Raw genomic sequence first — 18,332 nt, forward strand, 5'->3', positions numbered from 1 at the left:
AACACGTAACTAAACGCTAAACGACTGGAAGGGATAGAATCGATCAGATAGGTAAGTGGCAATCCAAACAGAGACAAAGGTTACTCTATTTCGGTTTGTTTTGATTGCCTTTTAACCGCTTTTCTTTGCGTCGCAGTGCCCGGAAAAACTTTGACTCTTCGTGGTACCAACCAAGGACACTAATTGGGAAGCCCACGAGCATCATAATAAAAACATCCGCAGGGAGTTGTTCCCAAATGTCGCTTAAAGAATGCAGCTCTCCAAAAATGAACAAACCGATGACTTTACCAAGCAGTAATGCACAACAAATCATAAAGAAGGACTTTAATATATAGTGCCATTTGCCTTTTTTACGCTCTTCTCTCCAATAGGCATATTTATATTGTCGGTCGTACATTCATCCCCCTAAAGTAAACTTGCCGTAAGTTTAAGCATCTCGATAGCGTAAAGTGCGTTGGCACCTCTTTAATCATAGTGCGTATCTAAAGTGAATGCTTGTCGTGGCAATAAGAAGGAGAGGTATTCTGTAGTAAGAGCTACATAATCTCTGAACGTTATATGTCTTGTGTCATTCGGATGATGCCTGATTTTGCTTATCGCTAGTGTTTTCTGAACACCCAAATCGGGCCGATGAGTAGAAACTGTAAATCCTCAAAAAACGACGGTTTTTTACCTTCAATCTTGTGACCGATAAATTGCAATATCCACAATACGCCAAACAAAAGCATAGAAATATGCAGAACGGGCAACATCAATACCTCTAGAGACCAAATAAGGCCAATGCACGCTAATGTGTAGCCGATCATCATCATGAATACGCTCAGAGACAAACGAAAATAGAAAACCCAAGTGGGGATCACCGCTACCCAAACCCAATTAAGTTCGAAGCCTAATAATGAAATCTGGGGAATCGACCAAATAAGTCCAACCACAGAAAGGTAAATACCTGGAACTGCGATTGTGTGAATCTTTTGGTTGATAGGGTTTTGGTGACTCTCACCATATTCTTTTAGCCATTCAGATAATGCTCGCATATCATTCCCCTTTTCCACCTTCTTATTCTTATATAGCCCGAGGATGAAAAAGGTGCGAATTTTTCCGTAAAGGCTACGAGCAACGAGCGACAAGACAACAGAGGCCAGTGCGTTGCCGATTACTCACCAAGCAACGCTCGTTGTGCTTTCGGCAGCTTGGCAACGACAAGAGCATAAGAGCGTTCACACAAGTCTTGAATCAACCCATCCTCGACATCACCGTTAAAATAAACCGTTATCCAATGACGCTTATTTAAGTGATAACCCGGGATAATATCCGTAAACTGCGACGTTAAGACTTCTCCATCTTCTGGTTTTACTTTTACGCTGACATACTCCCGACCGTTTCTCTCTGCAATGATGGCAAACATCTTGCCTTTGATTTTGTAAACAAGCGCTTCAGGCCCAAATGGGAAATCGCTTTCTGCACACATGAAGGTACTTAAGTATTGTTCTAGTTCTTTGCTTTTCATATCCCCTGCCTCCTTCTGCGTTCTCATTCAAATTGTGGCAATAGCAATTTTAACGCCTGGTTAACCTGCTCTTTTTCATTGCCTTCTAAACCATGCAATAACGATTGCTGAACGTCTACATGCTCCAAAATTAGCTTGTCAATTAAGGTTAAGCCTTGCTCTGTTAGTTCAACGGTGACGCTACGTCGGTCTTCTTTGCTATGGGTTCTGGTAATAAACCCTTTCTTCTCTAGTTTATCTAAGCGATTAGTCATCGCACCCGAAGTGAGCATCATCGACTCTATTAACGCTGAGGGAGTAAGACAATATGGTGAACCAGCTCGACGCAGTGTCGCTAACACATCAAATTCACCCATTTTCAGATCGTACTTCTTATGTAGCTCGGCGACCCTAGATTCCATGTGTTTTGCAATTCGCATTAGTCGACCCATTATTGCCATCGGTTCAGTGTCGAGGTCTGGCTTCTCCCTCGCCCACTGCTCTACCACTCTATCAATTGCATCCATTATTTCTCTCCAAACATCATATATTTTTTATTTTAACATAAAGATACTTTACAAAAAGCCACCTTGCCGATATCGTTACATTTAATTATCTCTACATAAAGATATTTAACATGAACATTTTACTTGCGATGATTCCTGCCTTTTTTTGGGGGACGACTTACGCTGTTACTCAGTTTACTCTACCGGACTGGCCTCCCGTTTTACTTGGTGCTCTAAGGGCACTGCCTGCGGGTCTTTTGTTGCTGGCAATAAAGCCCTCGTTTCCAAAAAGAAGTGAGTGGAAAGTGCTGCTTGTTTTAGGAACCATCAACATCGCTTGCTTCTTTGGTCTCATTTTTGTCATGGCGTTGACGCTTCCTTCTGCCATCTCTGGTGTTGGTATGGTTTCGGTCCCCGTTTTTGCGATGCTGTTTGGTTGGGCGGTCTACAAACGTCAGCCTAGTGGCATTCAAGCGATAAGCGGCGCAACTTTGATTACTTTAGCTTGGTTCTTATTTGATCCTAGCTCTATTTCTCTCGAACCCGTGGGCTTACTTGCGATGATCTCCGCCATTATGTGCATCGTGATAGGAAGTAGCGTAACAAAGTCACTAGGTACAAAAATGCACTGGTGGACAGTGCTAACATGGCAGCTCATTTTGGGTGGCGTGATTATGTCTATCGCAACAAGTGTGCTGGCGATAAACAATCCAGAGCCATATGTTACGGTCGTTCAGGACGTATCCATGACGAATATTCTAGGGTTACTGTGGGTAATTATTCTGAACACTGCATTAGGGTATGGCATGTATGTATGGTTATTACAGCGGATGTCGGTCGTAGATTTTACCTTTGGTGGTATTGCAAACCCTGTCGCAGGCATTGTTTCGGGCCTACTGCTATTGGGGGAAACGTTCACTCCTCTGCAATACAGCTTAATGCTAGGAATGATCGTAATGTCATTACTACCTCAGCTCATTACGTCAATCAAAACGAAAAGAGCCGCACTCTCCTCCTAAGTAACGTTAATTCCTAACACTCTAGAAGTAATGAGAGTGTTAGGAATCCTCAAGTGTAACCCCATCAGCAGAAATCAGCGCTAACCTAGGCAACTGACACCTTTAAAACGGTACGTTTTGACATTATGGCTGTTAAGCGCTTGCAAGGTTAGTCAGGGGCTCTGGTTTAGCGTAAACATAACCTTGAATAAGGTAAATCGCATGCTGAGCCAGGTATTCGACTTGAGCCTGGCTCTCTACACCTTCTGCAATCATCTCACATTCCGCTTTGTTCGCTGCAGACACAATTGAGTCCAGCACTTTCAACTTTTGGTCGTCAGATCCTATTGGATCAATGAACATCTTATCCACTTTTACACACCGGATGCCCAAATCTTGTAGGTAAGAAAAGCCACCATATCCGGTACCAAAATCGTCAATTTTGAACTTGTAGCCTTTATTCGTTAAATACAAAATCTCTTTTTTCGCGGCCTCAGTGTCTTTTACTGGTATTCTCTCGGTCAATTCAAAATGAATTCTATTCGAGATTGGCCAATTTAACTCCGACAGCAACTTCGTTAATACACCTGACTCTAAATGGGAGGAAACAATATTGATACTGACCCACGTATGCTCGGGTAAGTCACTTAAGTCTTGTATGATTTTACGAATAAGCTGATTCGTCATCGGAATAATCAGGCCACTTTCTTCTGCAGCACCAATAAACATATTTGGTGGCACCATTCCATCACGTCGCGACCATCGAATCAGAGCTTCATATCCTACTGTCTTACCATCGCGACTATCGACAATCGCCTGGTAGTAAGGAATAAATTCTGCATTACTAATCCCATTTTCAATTAGACCTGTAATGGATTTTCTCAAGCTTTTACCAGATATGTATGCAAAGGCAGTCACAAGACCTGCAAGCACACTTACAAGACCGCCCCACAAAAGTACTCTTTCCTGAGCATAATTTTTAAGTTTTTCACCGCTGAATATCTTGATGAGCATGTTGGCTTGAGACTCTCCTGAAAAGAAAAACTCTTTTGAGAGTGCGTTTTCTTCTCCTGCAATATTCGCTTTGCCACGGCTTATCGTTAAATCACCAAATATTGGTTCATCATACTTAAACTCTACAAATAGGCAGTCTTTGCAAGGCGTTTTTATTACCTCGTTAACCCAACTGTTATCAAGTACCCAGAAGACTTCAACGTGTTCATTATCATAAATGACCATCCACTCTATTTGGTCATTCTGTTGCGGCAAAATAAGTGATGCGAAAAAGTTTTCATCCATCTGAAATCGTTCACTACTAGATGGGCGAGACACTTCACTACCAACCGTGGAACACGTTTTTCCGCCTTCTGTGGTCATCGCAATAAAACGAATGTAACGGTTATAAAAACGTGGGTCGCGTAAAGTTCTTACATCACTATCACTACAAGTAAAATCTAACTGAGCAATCTGCTTCACTATTGCTCCGTCCAAATAGGCAGACCTTTGATTTAAATAATCTACGTAAGCATCTATTTTCGACGCTTTTACCGAGTTGACGTAAAAGTTGGTTATCGAATGAAAGGCCACTACAAATATGGCGATGGGAACTAAGCCGAGTAAAATGGCATACTTTGTATTCTTTGTTATCAAAGTTCGTCCTGCTAATCTGTCAAGCAACCTAAGTGGGATATGAATACTATCTCATTTTTATAGTCCAAAAAGTGAGGAATGACGCTCAATAAAATTATAGACTCAAGTGGCTTTCAGATGTCGGGATTTAGAATGTGAGCACCAAACCACATTCGAGGAGAACAAAGTAGCGACTAAGTGAAAAGTAAGAACGAGCCCAACTGTTAAGTCATCCGTAATAAAAGTGACAACTTGGATCTTGAGCAATACTTTTTAGATAGGCAGCAGATACGCTAAAAAACAAAAAGGAAACGATTGATGCCAACCGCTTCCTTTATTTGTTATTGCTATTTAAAAGTGCGTGAATTACGCCACTTCAAGAATCACTTTTTCCAACTTATCTAGGCCTTCATTTAGCACGTCAGATTCGATGGTCAGTGGAGGTAACAGACGAATCACGTTCGCTTTTACCCCACAAGAAAGCAGGATAAGACCATTTTCTTGCGCTTTAGAAATCACCGATTTGGTCATCTCTTGTAGCGGCTTACCTGATTCTGGGTCAGTAAATTCAATCGCCATCATCGCACCCGTAGTACGGATTTCACCAATAGCAGGCACAGATTGTTGCAGTTTGGTCATACGTGCATTGACCACTTCACCGATGCCCATCGCTTTAGCACACAAATCTTCTTCTTCGATGATTTTCAGCACTTCAAGACCAGCAACACAACCGAGTGGCGAGCCTGCATAAGTACCACCTAAACCACCAGGCAGTGCGGAGTCCATTACATCCGCTTTACCAACAACAGCTGAGATTGGGAAACCACCAGCAATGCCTTTCGCCATTGTCATTAGATCGGGTTCAATGCCTAGGTACTCCGTCGCAAACATTTTACCGGTACGGGCAAACCCTGTTTGGATTTCATCGGCAATCAGCATGATACCGTGCTTATCACACAGCTGACGCAAGCCTTGTGCAAACGCTTCAGGTGCTTTGTAGAAGCCGCCCTCGCCTTGCACTGGCTCGAAGATAATCGCCGCAACGCGTGAAGGTTCAATATCGCAAGCAAATAGATCGTCGATCGCTTGTAAGCTTTGCTCAACGCTGATGCCGTGGAACGCATTTGGGTACGGCGCGTGGTAGATTTCGTTCGGGAAAGGGCCAAAGCCCGCTTTGTACGGCGCAACTTTACCAGTTAACCCCATCGTCATATTTGTGCGACCGTGAAAGCCGCCTTTAAACGCTATCACGCCGCTACGGCCTGTATGAGCGCGTGCCACTTTTACGGCATTTTCGACCGCCTCGGCGCCAGTGGTTAGAAAGATCGCTTTCTTCTTAGTCTCACCTGGTGCAAGTTCTGTCAGCTTTTCAGCCAGCTCTACGAATGACGCGTATGGCGTAACCATCGCACACGTGTGCGAGAAGTTGTCCAACTGAGCTTTTACCGCTTCACTGATACGTTTGTGAGAATGCCCGGTGTTAGTCACCGCGATACCCGCTGCAAAGTCGATGTATTTGTTGCCTTCGATATCCCATACGTAAGCGTTTTCTGCTTTCTCGACGTAAAGTGGGTACAGTGCGCCCATGCCTTGAGCGATAACTTGGCTTCTTCTTTCGTGTAGTTGTTGGTTTGTCATTGTTTTGTCCTTAATTAGTTGCCGCCAAAGCAGAGATATTTCACGTCCATGTATTCATCGATACCTTGTTTTGCTCCTTCACGTCCGATACCGGACTGCTTAACACCACCGAAAGGAGCCACTTCAGTAGAGATCATACCTTCGTTAATGCCGACCATGCCGTATTCGAGCGCTTCTGCGATTTTCCAAACACGGTGAATGTTTTGGCTGTAGAAGTACGACGCGAGACCGTAGATGGTGTCGTTCGCCATTTCGACTAGCTGTTCGTCGCTGTCAAAACGAATCACTGGCGCGACAGGGCCAAAGATTTCCTCGGAAACAATCTTCATGTCGTGAGTAACGTCTTTGAGAACCACTGGCTGCATAAATAGACCATCGAGCTTTTTAAGCTCTGAAACCGGCTTCGCGCCTTGCTCGATAGCACCATCAATAAGCGTCTGAATGCCTTGCTTCGCTGACTCGCTGATCACTGGACCAATGTTGACCCCCTCTTCCAATCCGTTACCAACTTTGAGCTGCTGAACCGCAGCGTCAAACTTAGCAACGAATTCGTCATACACTTTGCTGTGTACATAGAAACGGTTCGCACAAACACACGTTTGACCTGCGTTACGGAATTTCGACGCCATCGCGCCTGCCACAGCTGCATCAATATCCGCATCATCGAATACGATAAATGGCGCGTTGCCACCGAGCTCCATTGAGGTACGTTTGATGTCAGCCGCGCTTTGCTGCATCAGCACGCTACCGACTTGAGTAGAGCCAGTGAAAGACAACTTACGAATCAACGGGTGTGAAGTGAAGATAGCACCGACCTGACGGGAGTTTTCCCCCAATACCACTTGCAGCACATCGCGTGGGATACCCGCTTGATAGGCAAGCTCTGCAACCGCAAACGCAGACAGCGGCGTAGATTCAGATGGTTTTACCACAAAGCTACAGCCTGCTGCTAAAGCTGGCCCTGCTTTGCGCGTGATCATCGCAATTGGGAAGTTCCAAGGTGTAATCGCACAGGCGACACCAATTGGCTGTTTGATGGTCACCAAACGCTTGTCCGCACTTGGCGCAGGAATCGTCTCACCGTAGGTACGCTTCGCTTCTTCAGCAAACCATTCGATAAAGCTCGCGCCGTAAAGCACTTCACCTTGAGCTTCCGCTAGCGGCTTACCTTGCTCTAACGTCATCAAACGGCCAAGGTCGACTTTGTTTTCTAACAGGAGTTGGAACCAACGATTGAGCATGCCAGCACGCATTTTTGCTGGCAGTGCCGCCCACTCTTTCTGCGCCACACTGGCACGTTCAATGCCATTTAAAATGTCGTTTTCGGTTGAAACTGGTGCGTACCCGAGGAGTTCTCCGGTCGCCGGATTAGTCACTGCAATGCCCTGTTGTGGATTCGCTACCATAAACGAAACAAGGCTTTGGTTTTGTATCTGTTGCATGGTCATTCCTTTTGACAACTCATCATCGCCGCTGAGCCAGCGGCGAGCTTGTGTTTAAGCGGGGATCTGCTGCGTAATGCAGTGAATGTTCCCTCCGCCGAGTAGAACCTCTCTCGACGGTATCGCGATGATTTGGTATTCCGGCATCGCGTTTTGCAAAATATCGATCGCAATAGCGTCGGTGTCTTCATCCAACATTGGTAAGAACACATGTCCGTTGACGATAAGAAAGTTCGCATAAGAGGCACTTAGGCGTTCGCCTGCTTGTCGACTCATTCCTGAACTGGCGTCAATGCCATTGGCTTCGCGCTCGCTGTAATGCAACGGACCTGGTAATGGCAAACGGACAATTTCAATCTCGCGCCCTTTCGCATCGTGCTGAGATTTCAGTACTTGTTCCGCTTGACGAGACAACGCGTATTGCGGATCGCTTGGGTCATCGGTCCAACTCAGTACCACCTTACCCGGTGCAATGACGTGCATCAGGTTGTCAACATGGCCGTCTGTTTCGTCATTGAATAAACCATTTGGCAACCAAATGACTTTTTCGATACCGAGATACGCCTTTAACTGCTCTTCGATTTGCGCTTTGCTCAACTGCGGATTACGTCCCGGGCTGAGTAAGCACTCTTCTGTGGTGTAAAGCGTGCCCTCACCATCGGTGTGAATCGCCCCACCTTCAAGTACAAACGGTGCGCGGTAATAATCAATACCGATGATGTCGCACACCGAGCCAGCGACAAGATCGTCCTGCTGCCAGTTATCGTAAAGCCCGTTGTATTCGCCGCCCCACGCGTTAAATTGCCAACTAATCCCACGGCGCTCACCCGCCTGATTCACAAGCACGGTCGGCCCGATGTCTCGCATCCACGCATCGTTAAATGGGATTTCCACCAAACGTACATCTGAGTGAAGCATTTGACGCGCTCGGTCAAAGTTGTGCGAGCATACCGCCACGCACACCTTGGTCACTTCCGCGATTAAGTTCGCGATTCTGGCAAAGGTTTCTTGCGCGGGTAATGCGTCATCACGCCAGTTGTCTTTCCTTTCTGGCCACGCTAGCCAAACTTCACTAACCGGCTGAAACTCAGCCGGAAAATAGAAGCCATCTTGCGCTGGTGTTGTCGATAACTTCATTTTAACGCCTCTTTAAACAGCTAGTTTGCCAACGCTGGTGTAAAGGTCTGGACGACGGTCGCGGAACAAGCCCCACGCGTGACGCGCTTTCGCTGTCGCAGCGAGATCGATTTCTGCGTAAATGATGGTTTCACCTTCACGTGGTGCTTCGGCAATTTTTGCACCAGTGTGGTCAGTGATAAAAGAAGAGCCGTAGAACGTGGTCTCGATACCATCATCGACTTCAATACCCACTCGGTTTGACGCAATCACTGGAACGAGGTTTGCTGCCGAGTGACCTTGCATTGTACGTTGCCAGTGATCACGCGAGTCCAACGTTGGATCTTGAGGCTCAGAACCGATTGCAGTTGGATAGAAAATCGCTTCCGCGCCGTGCAGAGCCAAGCTGCGCGCAAGCTCTGGAAACCATTGGTCCCAACAAATGCCAGCACCGAACTTACCGAACTTGGTTTGCCACACTTTGAAACCGGTATCGCCAGGGCTAAAATAGTACTTTTCGCTGTAGCCCGGGCCATCAGGAATATGCGACTTGCGGTAGTTATCTAATACCGTGCCATCGGCATCTATCATCACTAGCGAGTTAAAAAACGTGTTGCCCGCTTTTTCAAAGTAGCTAACAGGAATAACAACGCCGAGTTCTTTCGCCAACGCACTCATCTCTTTAATAAGACGACAATTCTCCGTTTCTTCCGCAAGCTCGAAATACTTCGCTTCTTGTTTTTTGCAGAAGTAAGGTGCTGCGAACAGCTCTTGAGGAAGAATCACGTTCGCACCGTTTTGTGCTGCTTCACGAATCGCCTTTTTGGCTTTAGCTAGATTTTCTTCCAGATCCCAGCTTTTCGTCAGTTGAAGGGCTGCAAATTTCACTACTTTGCTCATTGGATATTCCTTATCTCTTAAATCGCCAGTTTGTCACGTAGGTTGTAGTAAGCCGCGCCCATTGCCGTAAACGGAATTTGGAAGTGGCGGCCACCCGGGAAGGAGTAATGTTTTAGAGCAGCAAACGCATCGAAACGTTCTGCGTGTCCAGTCAAGGTTTCAGCCAACAACTTACCTGCTAGGTGAGTACACGTTACACCGTGACCGCTGTAGCCTTGTAGGTAATAAATGTTGTCTGCAAACGAGCCAAATTGCGGCATGCGTGAGTAAGTCAGCAAGAAGTTACCCGTCCAGGTGTAATCAATCTTGATGCCTTTCAATTGTGGGAAGACTTTCTCCATCTTCGGACGAATCAATGCTTCAATGTTTTCTGGGTCACGTGCGCCGTAAACCACGCCACCTCCGAATAACAAACGCTTGTCGGCGGTTAAGCGGAAGTAGTCAAGCAAGTAGTTACAATCTTCAACGCAGTAGTCACTGGTCAGCACTTGTTTTAACTGCTCATAACTCAAAGGCTGAGTCGCAACCACTTGTGTGCCGCACGGGATCGCTTTGTTGCTGATGTTTGGTGCCAAACCACCAAGGTAGGCGTTACCTGCTAGTACCACGTACTTGCTCTTCACGCTGCCTTGCGCCGTTTTAACTACTGGGTTCATCCCTTTATCAATCGACACGACCGCCGACTGCTCAAAGATTTGACCACCTAGAGAAATGAACGCAGCGGCTTCACCTAATGCCAATTTCAGCGGGTGAATATGACCACCACGCATATCCAGCAAACCGCCAGTGTACACTTTCGTACCTACCGCTTGTTCTACCTCTCCTGCGTCAAGCAGAGTCAGTTGGTCGTTGCCGTAACGCTCCCAGTTCTTTTTATGTTCTTCTAGCCCTTTGAGTTGTTTACTATTCAGTGCCGTGAACAAGCCGCCTTGCTTGTAATCGCAGTTGATGTCATATTTGTCAATCAGGCCACGGATGATATCGCCGCCTTCAAAAATCATATCGCACAGAGCTTTGGCTTGGTTTTGGTCGTAACGGCTTTCAATCACGTCAACATCTCGGCTGTAGCTGTTAACGATTTGGCCACCGTTACGACCAGTTGCCCCAAAGCCCACTTTTGCGCTCTCTAACACAACGACTTTAAAACCTTTTTCTGCAAGGTGCAGCGCAGAAGAAAGACCAGAAAATCCCGCACCGACTACACACACATCGCACTCGATGTTGTCTTGCAGTTGTGGGTATTCCGGCATGTTTGGCACAGAGTGCGCGTAGAACGAATCCGTATGCTTGTTCATAGAACTATTCCTTTATTTATCGTAATCGTCAGCAGGCTTAAGAATGGAGGCGAATCCAAGTGGTTTTGGTTTCGGTGAATTTTTCAATCGCGTGGAGAGACTTGTCTCGACCATTTCCGCTCATTTTGAATCCACCAAATGGGACCGTCATATCACCTTCGTTGTAGTTGTTGACCCAAACCGAGCCGGCTTGCAGTCGTTTTGCTACGCGATGAACACGGTTGATATTGCTACTCCAAAGTGCAGCACCTAAGCCGTACTTCGAATCGTTAGCGATCTCAATTGCTTGCGCTTCATCTTTGAATGGAATGACACACAGCACCGGACCAAAAATTTCCTCTTGGGCGACACGCATCTTGTTGTCGACGTTGTCTAAAATGGTTGGGGAAACAAATGCTCCCTGCCCATCGACATCGCCGCCACAACGTACGTTTGCACCTTCTGATTCACCTAACGAGATGTATTCCAACACTTTTGATTTATGATCTTGGTCGATAAGCGCGCCCATGGATGAACTTGGGTCCATTGGGTCTTTTGGCGTGAACGCTTTCGACGCTTGAATAACTTTTTCTATAAACTGCTCTTTGATGCTTTCGTGAACAAGCAGGCGGGTTGCCGCGACGCACACCTCACCTTGGTTGTAAAAACACCCTGCAGCGGTGTCTGCTGCTGCGCGGTCTAAATCATCACAATCTTCAAACACGATGTTCGCGTTCTTGCCGCCCGCTTCTGCAAACACGCGCTTTAGGTTGCTCTCACCCGATCTGACCATCAGTTGGCCTGCAATGCGCGTCGAGCCTGTGAAGGCGATGCAGTCTACGTCTTGGTGTTTCGCCAGCGCGTCGCCAGCTTCATGACCAAAACCCGTAACGACTTGGAAAACGCCTGTTGGTAAGCCCGCTTGAGAAGCAAGTTGACCTAGAAATATCGCGGTGAGAGAAGATTTTTCTGACGGTTTTAGAATCACGCTGTTACCAGCGGCTAAAGCAGGACCAAGCTTCCAGCACGCAAGCCAAAGGGGGAAGTTCCACGGCACAACCGCAGCGACCACGCCAATTGGCTGATGGGAAATAAAGGCATGTACGTCTTTTTCCGTTGGGGCAACTTCTCCGTACACTTTGTCGATAGCTTCTGCATACCAGCGTAATGCACTCGCCGCACCAGGAATATCGGTAGAGAAGCTGTGAGAGATAGGCTTACCGGTATCAAGCGTTTCTAGCAGAGCCAATTCTTCTTGGTGTTGATCAATCAAGTCAGCAAACTGTTTAAGCACTGCTTTGCGATGAGCTGGGCTGCTCTCGCTCCACTGACCGGATCGAAATGCTTGGCGAGCGTATGAAACCGCGAGATCAACATCTTCATTTTGGCAACGGGCGATTTCGGTGAATATCTCATCTGTTGCTGGGTTAACTACCGGGATGGTTTGCCCTGTTAAAGCGGCACTGTATTCACCGTTAATGTACGCCCTGTTTTCGATGTTTAGATTGTTTTTTAGTTCAATCCATTGCTCTTGGGTTTTCATACGCTCTCCTTGTGATCACACAAGGCAAGCCCCCACTAAAATGTGGTTGGCGTATGCGCACTTATCATTCGACAAGCCTTGTCTGTGTGATTAGTAAATCGATGGGGCTTCGTCGTATCAATAATGTACGACTCGCCCGCTGTTATGACATGAGATTGCCCTTTATATTCCAGAGTGATTTCACCCTCTAATACGGTGCCAATCTCTTCGCCTTCGTGTTTGATTTCTGCCGCACCAGTGGTTCCATAAGGTGCATATTCCTCGATCAAGAATCCGATGACTTGATCTTTGTCACCATTCGTTACCAGTTTCATGGACACCGTCTCGCTCCCGATTTCCACAAGATCTGACGGCTTGATGACTACTTTCACTTCATCGTTCGAAGGTTGTTCAAAAGTGAAAAACTCTGATAACGATAAAGAAAATACATTAACGATTTTTTGTAGTGAGCTGACCGACGGGCTCACTTTGCCATTTTCAATGGATGAGATTGCACTGTGGGTAATACCAGCGCGCTCGGCTAGTTCCCTTTGTGACAATCCATGTTTTTTTCGTAACTGAACAATATTTTTACCAATCTCTTGATTGTCCATTCATACAGCTCCAAACGTTTAACGAGAGGTAGCCATCATAAATTCATTGAACAAAATTTGAGAGAAATGATTGGTTTTTGCTTCCCATTCTGGGTGCCACTGCACGCCAACGAAAAATTTTTGATTAGGAAGACTAAATGCTTCTACCAAGCCATCCGGGGCTTTAGCTTCTACTTGTAATAGAGGAGCAAGCTGATCGACGCCTTGGTTGTGTAGTGTGTTCACTTCAAAGAAGGAGGTGTTTTCCCAATGATTTTGCACCAGCCATTGTTCAAATAAGCTCTGTTTTTGAACTAGCACAGCGTGTGCTGGCGCGTATTTTTGTTCGAAATCTTCAACAGGCGCTTCACGATGGTCATTGAAGCCGGAGTCATGAACGGCTGGGTTTAACGAGCCACCGAGTGCGACATTCATCTCTTGAAAGCCGCGGCAAATACCAAGGCACGGAATGTTTTGGTCAACCGCATGACGAATTAACGTGAATGAGAGCTCATCACGAGCTTCATCTTTGTAGCTCTCTTCGTGCGTTGCATTGTATCGATGTGGCGCAACGTTAGAGTGGCTGCCAGGAAAAAGAAAACCATCACATATGTCTAGGATGGTGGTTACGTCATCGCCCGACATGTCGGGAGCCAACATAATCGGTAGTCCTCCAAAATCCTTTATGGCGCGAAGGTAAAAGTCGTTGACCGCTTGTATCTGATAGCCACCCAACTCTTTAGCGCAGCTAACCACACCAATGATGGGTTTGTGTGTATCTGCCATGATATGTCCATGTTCAATTTATTTAACACAAACCCTACAAACCATGTACAAAATTATCAACACAGATGACCATTATTATCGTCACAACGTGATCTGACGCACTTTTTAGGCTTCAAAACTGAATATTTATGCTCATTATATTGAACAAAACAAAACCAACTGTTACAAAATAGTTAACAGAAAGACATAAAAACCAGCCGTTAAACATCAAAGACACAGTGTAAGTGCATGTTTAAATTAAAAATAACCTAAAAAACAAACAACTCGCTCAGAATACTGTAATTTATTTGTTAATTTGGTTATTTCTAATTTCTACTCGTCAGGCTATTTGGAGAAGAAAATGGAATCGTATCTACAGGAAGTAAAAAATTTTAAACAAAAATGGCCCGATATTGAATTTATCGATCTCATCTTTACCGATATAAATGCCACCCCAAGAGGAAAACGCATCCCGATAGATGCTCTAGAAAAACTGAATAAAGGTGTTGCCCTCCCCCTTTCGACCATCACCCTAGATACCAAAGGTAACGTCGTTGAAACAGCCGGGTTGGGAGAAGATCTCGGAGAACCAGATAATCTCTGCTATCCAATCAGCGGCACCTTAATGCCGACGGCAAAAGAACAAGTTGGTCAGCTACTGCTTAGTATGATGGATGAAACCGGGCAGCACCCTAACCCACTGTTCATCCGAAACATTCTCGCTTCTATATTGCAAACACTGCATGCTAAAGACCAATATCCTTGCGTCGCGCTCGAGCTGGAGTTCTATTTAATAGACAAAACCCGCGGCGAAAATGGCGAACCATTAACGGCAATTAACCCCACGAAAAAAACTCGAGAAAAAGATACCGAGGTTTACGACCTTGATGGACTAGATGACTACGCTGATTTCTTGGCCGACCTTAATCGAATTGCATTAGAACAAGGTTTAAACACTTCCGGAGCCCTATCTGAATCGGCACCAGGGCAGTTCGAAATCAACTTCAACCATTCTAAAGATGTACTTCGAGCATGTGATGAAATCATCATCGCAAAACGCTTGATTCGCCAGGTCGCTCATCAGCACGGATTTGACGCCACATTTATGGCGAAACCTTTTAGTGAGCAAGCGGGTAATGGCATGCACATTCATCTCAGCTTGGTTGATACAGATGGTAACAACCACTTTAGCCAATCAGACGGTCAAGCGAGCGCCTTCTTCTATCAAACCATGGCAGCGATGCTGTCACAAACATCCGATGCCATGGCCCTAATCTGTCCTAACGTTAACTCTTACCGTCGCTTTGTTCCTGGCGCTTACGTCCCAACCAAAGCCGATTGGGGAGAAAACCACCGCGGTGTTGCGTTGCGTGTGCCTATCAGCGATAGCAAAAATCGCCGTATAGAGCATCGTATAGCAGGCGCTGACGTTAACCCATACATTCTCGCTGCAGTAGTACTTTCCGCAGTATTAGCGAGTGAAAGCTACACCAAAGATCAATGTCCACCGACTCTCAGTGATGATGCAATTGAGTTACCTCTGCGTATGTCAGAAGCTCTAGAGCGACTGGAGCACAGTGAGCTAGCTCAATACATCTCAAGAGACTTTATCGATTTGTATCTAGCTTGCAAACAGAGTGAACTCGCAGAATTTGAGCGAGCGATTACTCCATTGGAAATCGACTGGATGTTGCACTCGGCATAAACAAAGGAAATGAACTTTATGACTACGCAGACCAAGGCGCTGGATGCGCCTCTTAAAATCAACTCTCAACACATTATTGTTTCTTTAATCTCGGTTGCGACGTTTGTCTTTTTTACCACAATCGGTTTGAACCATGAGGAAGGCGAAGCCTACGGATGGATGAGTCTTTTACCAACGGCGTTGGTATTGGTCTTTGCGCTGACAACACACCGAACTGTGGAAGCCCTCTTTAGCGGCGCTATTGCCGGTGTTCTTCTGCTTAACCCAACTGAAGCGGTGGAACAGATTGTTGATATTTCCATGAGTGTAATGATGGATGAAACTATCGCCTGGATCATCCTCGTTTGTGGTTTGATGGGCGGCCTAATTGCTATTTTGGAGAAAGGCGGCAGTATCTTAAGCTTCTCCGACATGCTGGTCACGAAAGTAAAAAGCCGTAAGCAATCGATGCTGATGACCTTTGCGTTAGGTATTCTGATCTTTATCGACGATTATTTGAATGCGATTGCAATTTCTTCCTCAATGAAAAAAGTTACGGACGGCTACCAAATCTCGCGTGAAAAGCTCTCATATCTTGTGGATTCAACCGCCGCACCTATCTGTATCCTCGTACCAATTTCCACTTGGGCAATTTTCTTCAGTTCTTTGCTAGAAGCAAACGGAGTAGCAGAAGCGGGAGATGGTATCAAAGCATACATTGAAGCTATTCCATACATGGCTTACGGCTGGGTAACGCTGGTGATTGTTTTGCTGGTTGCAATGGAAAAGGTCCCAGATCTAGGCGCGATGAAAAAGGCAGAAAAGCGTGCGAAGAATGGTCAAGTTCGTCCAGACGGTGCAACAGATGTCGACTTTGGTCCCGATGTATCTGCACATACCAACCCAACCATGGGCCTTGTCAACTTCTTGTTACCAATGATCGTACTTGTTGCCGCAAGTTGGTATTTTGGTATCGATCTACTTGCTGGTGTTTTCGTCGCGTTAATCTTTACTATTAGCTTTTACGGCGCACAAAAACTGATCTCGATGAACGACATGTTCGAAGCTGTTTATGATGGCATTAAAGTTATGCTACTGCCGCTTGCGACCGTTATTGGTGGTTTCATGTTGAAATCGGTCAACGACTCATTGGGCGTCACGCAGTATGTCATTGAGACCGTCAGCCCTTACCTGTCAGCGTCTTACTTCCCTGCGATTATCTTTATGATTACGGGCGCGTTGGTATTTGCAACGGCATCGTCTTGGGGAACGTTTGCAGTAGCGATGCCAATTGTTCTACCTTTGGGCGAACAGCTTGGTGTGCCTCTACACTTAACCGTTGCAGCGCTGCTTTCAGCATCAGCGGCAGGGAGCCACTCTTGTTTCTTTAGTGACTCAACCGTGTTATCTGCACAAGGTTCAGGCTGTACAGCAATGCAACACGCAACCACACAGTTTCCTTATGCGTTGATTGGTATTGTTGCAACCGCGATTTTCTTCTTCATCATCGGTTAGCCCCTTTATCTAATTGCAAAACCCTGCTCAAAAATAGCGGGGTTTTGTTCTATCAAGTCAAATGATCCTCTTAAAACTACTTTACGCCCGTTCAGTATAAAAATACTCAAAGATATACAACTGCACTCAATAAGGGTTTGGTAAACCTAATATTTTTGGTTTACGCTTAGCGAAGCGTTTATTGTGCAGCAAGGCAGCTTTTGAGTAACTAAAATGCCGCCTTAATACAGTGTTAACGGTTGGAGAGACATGAAAAAGTTAGCCCATGAGATATGGATATTTGACGGAGATCCCGTCCAATTCTTAGGACTCCCATACACCACTCGTATGACTATTGTTAGGCTTTCTGATGGTGGCCTTTGGGTTCATAGTCCAATTAAGTTATCAAATTCGATTAGAGAGCAAATCAACAATCTAGGCCAAGTGAAATACTTAATCGCTCCTAATCATTTACACCACTTGTTCTTATCTGAATGGGTATTTGCCTATCCTAGCGCAGAAGTTTATGGCACAGATGAAGTCATTAAGAAGTGCCGTGATATACACTTTCACGCTTCACTTAACCAAGGCGGTAATGCTTGGAACTCTGAGGTTGAACAAGAACTATTTTCTGGCTCTCCATTAATGGAAGAGTGTGTGTTTTATCATCGACTTTCAAAGACCTTAATTGTTACTGACCTCGTCGAGAATTTTTCTGGCCAGGACTTTAACTACTGGCAGCGGTTTGTGGCTAAAGGGGCCGGTATTCTTGCTCCGAATGGAAAAATGCCTTTGGATTGGCGCCTAAGTTTTATGTTTAGCAAACAAGAGGCTCGAAAACACTTAAATAAATTGCTGTCTTGGAAACCTAATATATTGGTTATGGCTCACGGTGAAATCGTCCTTGATAATGCAGACGAGTTCTTACAGCGCTCTTTTAAGTGGCTAGTATGAGACAACATTGAAAACTCACACAACAGAATAGACAAGAAGCTATTTTAAAACATTAGGCCCTTTTAGCTTAGTCTTAGGGACGAATTTACAGCACTACACGTTATGTTTAACGATAAGCTCCCCTATTCCTCTTAATTGAGCATTATGCAGCAATTTAAAATTCCGTTAGAATTGCACTTCAAAAACTTCAATGCGAAGAATTCTGGACATTGATACGGACATAAGTTCAAGAGTTAACATAACGCAATAGCAATCTCTTACTAATTATTTTGCATCGAGACATTGGCATACTCCCGAAACAAACCCTTCTACTCTAAAGGTTTTGTTAATA

Annotated in this window: 17 protein-coding genes; 4 read left to right on the forward strand and 13 right to left on the reverse strand. The window is 45.5% G+C overall.

Features of this window, described 5'->3' with window-relative positions:
- Positions 1–85: 85 nt before the first annotated feature.
- From R7E51_RS02625 to R7E51_RS02640, 4 genes are all read right to left on the reverse strand, one after another.
- Complete coding sequence (locus R7E51_RS02625; RefSeq protein ID WP_005377799.1) at positions 86–397, reverse strand: hypothetical protein; 312 nt, start codon at positions 395–397, stop codon at positions 86–88.
- 202 nt (positions 398–599) lie between these two features.
- On the reverse strand, positions 600–1,034 hold the full coding sequence (locus tag R7E51_RS02630; protein ID WP_005377800.1) for an Mpo1 family 2-hydroxy fatty acid dioxygenase: 435 nt from the start codon (positions 1,032–1,034) through the stop codon (positions 600–602).
- A 119-nt stretch (positions 1,035–1,153) separates the two neighbouring features.
- On the reverse strand, positions 1,154–1,507 hold the full coding sequence (locus R7E51_RS02635) for an MmcQ/YjbR family DNA-binding protein (RefSeq protein WP_017633985.1): 354 nt from the start codon (positions 1,505–1,507) through the stop codon (positions 1,154–1,156).
- A gap of 23 nt (positions 1,508–1,530) precedes the next feature.
- Entirely contained in the window at positions 1,531–2,013 is a 483-nt protein-coding gene (locus tag R7E51_RS02640; protein WP_017633984.1) for a MarR family winged helix-turn-helix transcriptional regulator, read from the reverse strand.
- Positions 2,014–2,123: 110 nt separating this feature from the next.
- Between R7E51_RS02640 and R7E51_RS02645 the strand changes: the two genes are divergently transcribed.
- Positions 2,124–3,011, forward strand: coding sequence for a DMT family transporter (locus tag R7E51_RS02645; RefSeq protein ID WP_005385740.1), 888 nt, complete (start codon positions 2,124–2,126; stop codon positions 3,009–3,011).
- A gap of 132 nt (positions 3,012–3,143) precedes the next feature.
- Here the strand turns inward: R7E51_RS02645 and R7E51_RS02650 are convergent, their stop codons facing one another.
- The 9 genes from R7E51_RS02650 to R7E51_RS02690 all read right to left on the reverse strand — a co-directional run bounded on the left by R7E51_RS02650 (position 3,144) and on the right by R7E51_RS02690 (position 13,890).
- Positions 3,144–4,466 (reverse strand): EAL domain-containing protein, encoded by a 1,323-nt coding sequence (locus tag R7E51_RS02650; RefSeq protein WP_206957405.1) that lies wholly within the window; start codon positions 4,464–4,466, stop codon positions 3,144–3,146.
- A 519-nt stretch (positions 4,467–4,985) separates the two neighbouring features.
- Complete coding sequence (gene gabT / locus R7E51_RS02655; protein WP_206957281.1) at positions 4,986–6,257, reverse strand: 4-aminobutyrate--2-oxoglutarate transaminase; 1,272 nt, start codon at positions 6,255–6,257, stop codon at positions 4,986–4,988.
- Positions 6,258–6,271: 14 nt separating this feature from the next.
- On the reverse strand, positions 6,272–7,699 hold the full coding sequence (locus R7E51_RS02660; RefSeq protein ID WP_054574098.1) for an NAD-dependent succinate-semialdehyde dehydrogenase: 1,428 nt from the start codon (positions 7,697–7,699) through the stop codon (positions 6,272–6,274).
- Between the two features lie 54 nt (positions 7,700–7,753).
- Positions 7,754–8,836, reverse strand: a complete 1,083-nt coding sequence (gene aguA / locus R7E51_RS02665) for an agmatine deiminase (protein ID WP_025508957.1) — start codon at positions 8,834–8,836, stop codon at positions 7,754–7,756.
- A 12-nt stretch (positions 8,837–8,848) separates the two neighbouring features.
- Positions 8,849–9,715 carry an N-carbamoylputrescine amidase gene (gene aguB / locus R7E51_RS02670; RefSeq protein ID WP_029803666.1) on the reverse strand — a complete coding sequence of 289 codons (867 nt, stop codon included), beginning with the start codon at positions 9,713–9,715 and terminating at the stop codon, positions 8,849–8,851.
- Positions 9,716–9,732: 17 nt separating this feature from the next.
- Positions 9,733–11,010: an NAD(P)/FAD-dependent oxidoreductase gene (locus R7E51_RS02675; RefSeq protein ID WP_206957283.1), complete on the reverse strand. Its 1,278-nt coding sequence runs from the start codon at positions 11,008–11,010 to the stop codon at positions 9,733–9,735.
- A 37-nt stretch (positions 11,011–11,047) separates the two neighbouring features.
- Positions 11,048–12,532 (reverse strand): aldehyde dehydrogenase, encoded by a 1,485-nt coding sequence (locus R7E51_RS02680; protein ID WP_206957285.1) that lies wholly within the window; start codon positions 12,530–12,532, stop codon positions 11,048–11,050.
- Positions 12,533–12,567: 35 nt separating this feature from the next.
- On the reverse strand, positions 12,568–13,125 hold the full coding sequence (gene puuR / locus R7E51_RS02685; RefSeq protein WP_005377813.1) for an HTH-type transcriptional regulator PuuR: 558 nt from the start codon (positions 13,123–13,125) through the stop codon (positions 12,568–12,570).
- Positions 13,126–13,143: 18 nt separating this feature from the next.
- Positions 13,144–13,890: a gamma-glutamyl-gamma-aminobutyrate hydrolase family protein gene (locus tag R7E51_RS02690; RefSeq protein ID WP_206957287.1), complete on the reverse strand. Its 747-nt coding sequence runs from the start codon at positions 13,888–13,890 to the stop codon at positions 13,144–13,146.
- 340 nt (positions 13,891–14,230) lie between these two features.
- Between R7E51_RS02690 and R7E51_RS02695 the strand changes: the two genes are divergently transcribed.
- The 3 genes from R7E51_RS02695 (at position 14,231) to R7E51_RS02705 (ending at position 18,001) form a co-directional block, all read left to right on the forward strand.
- On the forward strand, positions 14,231–15,574 hold the full coding sequence (locus tag R7E51_RS02695; RefSeq protein ID WP_053350396.1) for a glutamine synthetase family protein: 1,344 nt from the start codon (positions 14,231–14,233) through the stop codon (positions 15,572–15,574).
- Positions 15,575–15,592: 18 nt separating this feature from the next.
- On the forward strand, positions 15,593–17,068 hold the full coding sequence (locus R7E51_RS02700) for a Na+/H+ antiporter NhaC family protein (protein WP_054576461.1): 1,476 nt from the start codon (positions 15,593–15,595) through the stop codon (positions 17,066–17,068).
- Positions 17,069–17,317: 249 nt separating this feature from the next.
- Positions 17,318–18,001 (forward strand): DUF4336 domain-containing protein, encoded by a 684-nt coding sequence (locus R7E51_RS02705; protein ID WP_186584308.1) that lies wholly within the window; start codon positions 17,318–17,320, stop codon positions 17,999–18,001.
- Positions 18,002–18,332 lie beyond the last annotated feature (331 nt).

The sequence above is a fragment of the Vibrio sp. Vb1166 genome (assembly GCF_033338695.1).
Lineage (GTDB): Bacteria > Pseudomonadota > Gammaproteobacteria > Enterobacterales > Vibrionaceae > Vibrio > Vibrio alginolyticus.

Excerpts from the sequence above, each read along its gene's own strand:
- R7E51_RS02625 (WP_005377799.1), bottom strand. The coding sequence starts at position 397 with ATGTACGACCGACAATATAAATATGCCTATTGGAGAGAAGAGCGTAAA.
- R7E51_RS02630 (WP_005377800.1), bottom strand. The coding sequence starts at position 1,034 with ATGCGAGCATTATCTGAATGGCTAAAAGAATATGGTGAGAGTCACCAA.
- R7E51_RS02635 (WP_017633985.1), bottom strand. The coding sequence starts at position 1,507 with ATGAAAAGCAAAGAACTAGAACAATACTTAAGTACCTTCATGTGTGCA.
- R7E51_RS02640 (WP_017633984.1), bottom strand. The coding sequence starts at position 2,013 with ATGGATGCAATTGATAGAGTGGTAGAGCAGTGGGCGAGGGAGAAGCCA.
- R7E51_RS02645 (WP_005385740.1), top strand. The coding sequence starts at position 2,124 with ATGAACATTTTACTTGCGATGATTCCTGCCTTTTTTTGGGGGACGACT.
- gabT (WP_206957281.1), bottom strand. The coding sequence starts at position 6,257 with ATGACAAACCAACAACTACACGAAAGAAGAAGCCAAGTTATCGCTCAA.
- R7E51_RS02660 (WP_054574098.1), bottom strand. The coding sequence starts at position 7,699 with ATGCAACAGATACAAAACCAAAGCCTTGTTTCGTTTATGGTAGCGAAT.
- aguA (WP_025508957.1), bottom strand. The coding sequence starts at position 8,836 with ATGAAGTTATCGACAACACCAGCGCAAGATGGCTTCTATTTTCCGGCT.
- aguB (WP_029803666.1), bottom strand. The coding sequence starts at position 9,715 with ATGAGCAAAGTAGTGAAATTTGCAGCCCTTCAACTGACGAAAAGCTGG.
- R7E51_RS02675 (WP_206957283.1), bottom strand. The coding sequence starts at position 11,010 with ATGAACAAGCATACGGATTCGTTCTACGCGCACTCTGTGCCAAACATG.
- R7E51_RS02680 (WP_206957285.1), bottom strand. The coding sequence starts at position 12,532 with ATGAAAACCCAAGAGCAATGGATTGAACTAAAAAACAATCTAAACATC.
- puuR (WP_005377813.1), bottom strand. The coding sequence starts at position 13,125 with ATGGACAATCAAGAGATTGGTAAAAATATTGTTCAGTTACGAAAAAAA.
- R7E51_RS02690 (WP_206957287.1), bottom strand. The coding sequence starts at position 13,890 with ATGGCAGATACACACAAACCCATCATTGGTGTGGTTAGCTGCGCTAAA.
- R7E51_RS02695 (WP_053350396.1), top strand. The coding sequence starts at position 14,231 with ATGGAATCGTATCTACAGGAAGTAAAAAATTTTAAACAAAAATGGCCC.
- R7E51_RS02700 (WP_054576461.1), top strand. The coding sequence starts at position 15,593 with ATGACTACGCAGACCAAGGCGCTGGATGCGCCTCTTAAAATCAACTCT.
- R7E51_RS02705 (WP_186584308.1), top strand. The coding sequence starts at position 17,318 with ATGAAAAAGTTAGCCCATGAGATATGGATATTTGACGGAGATCCCGTC.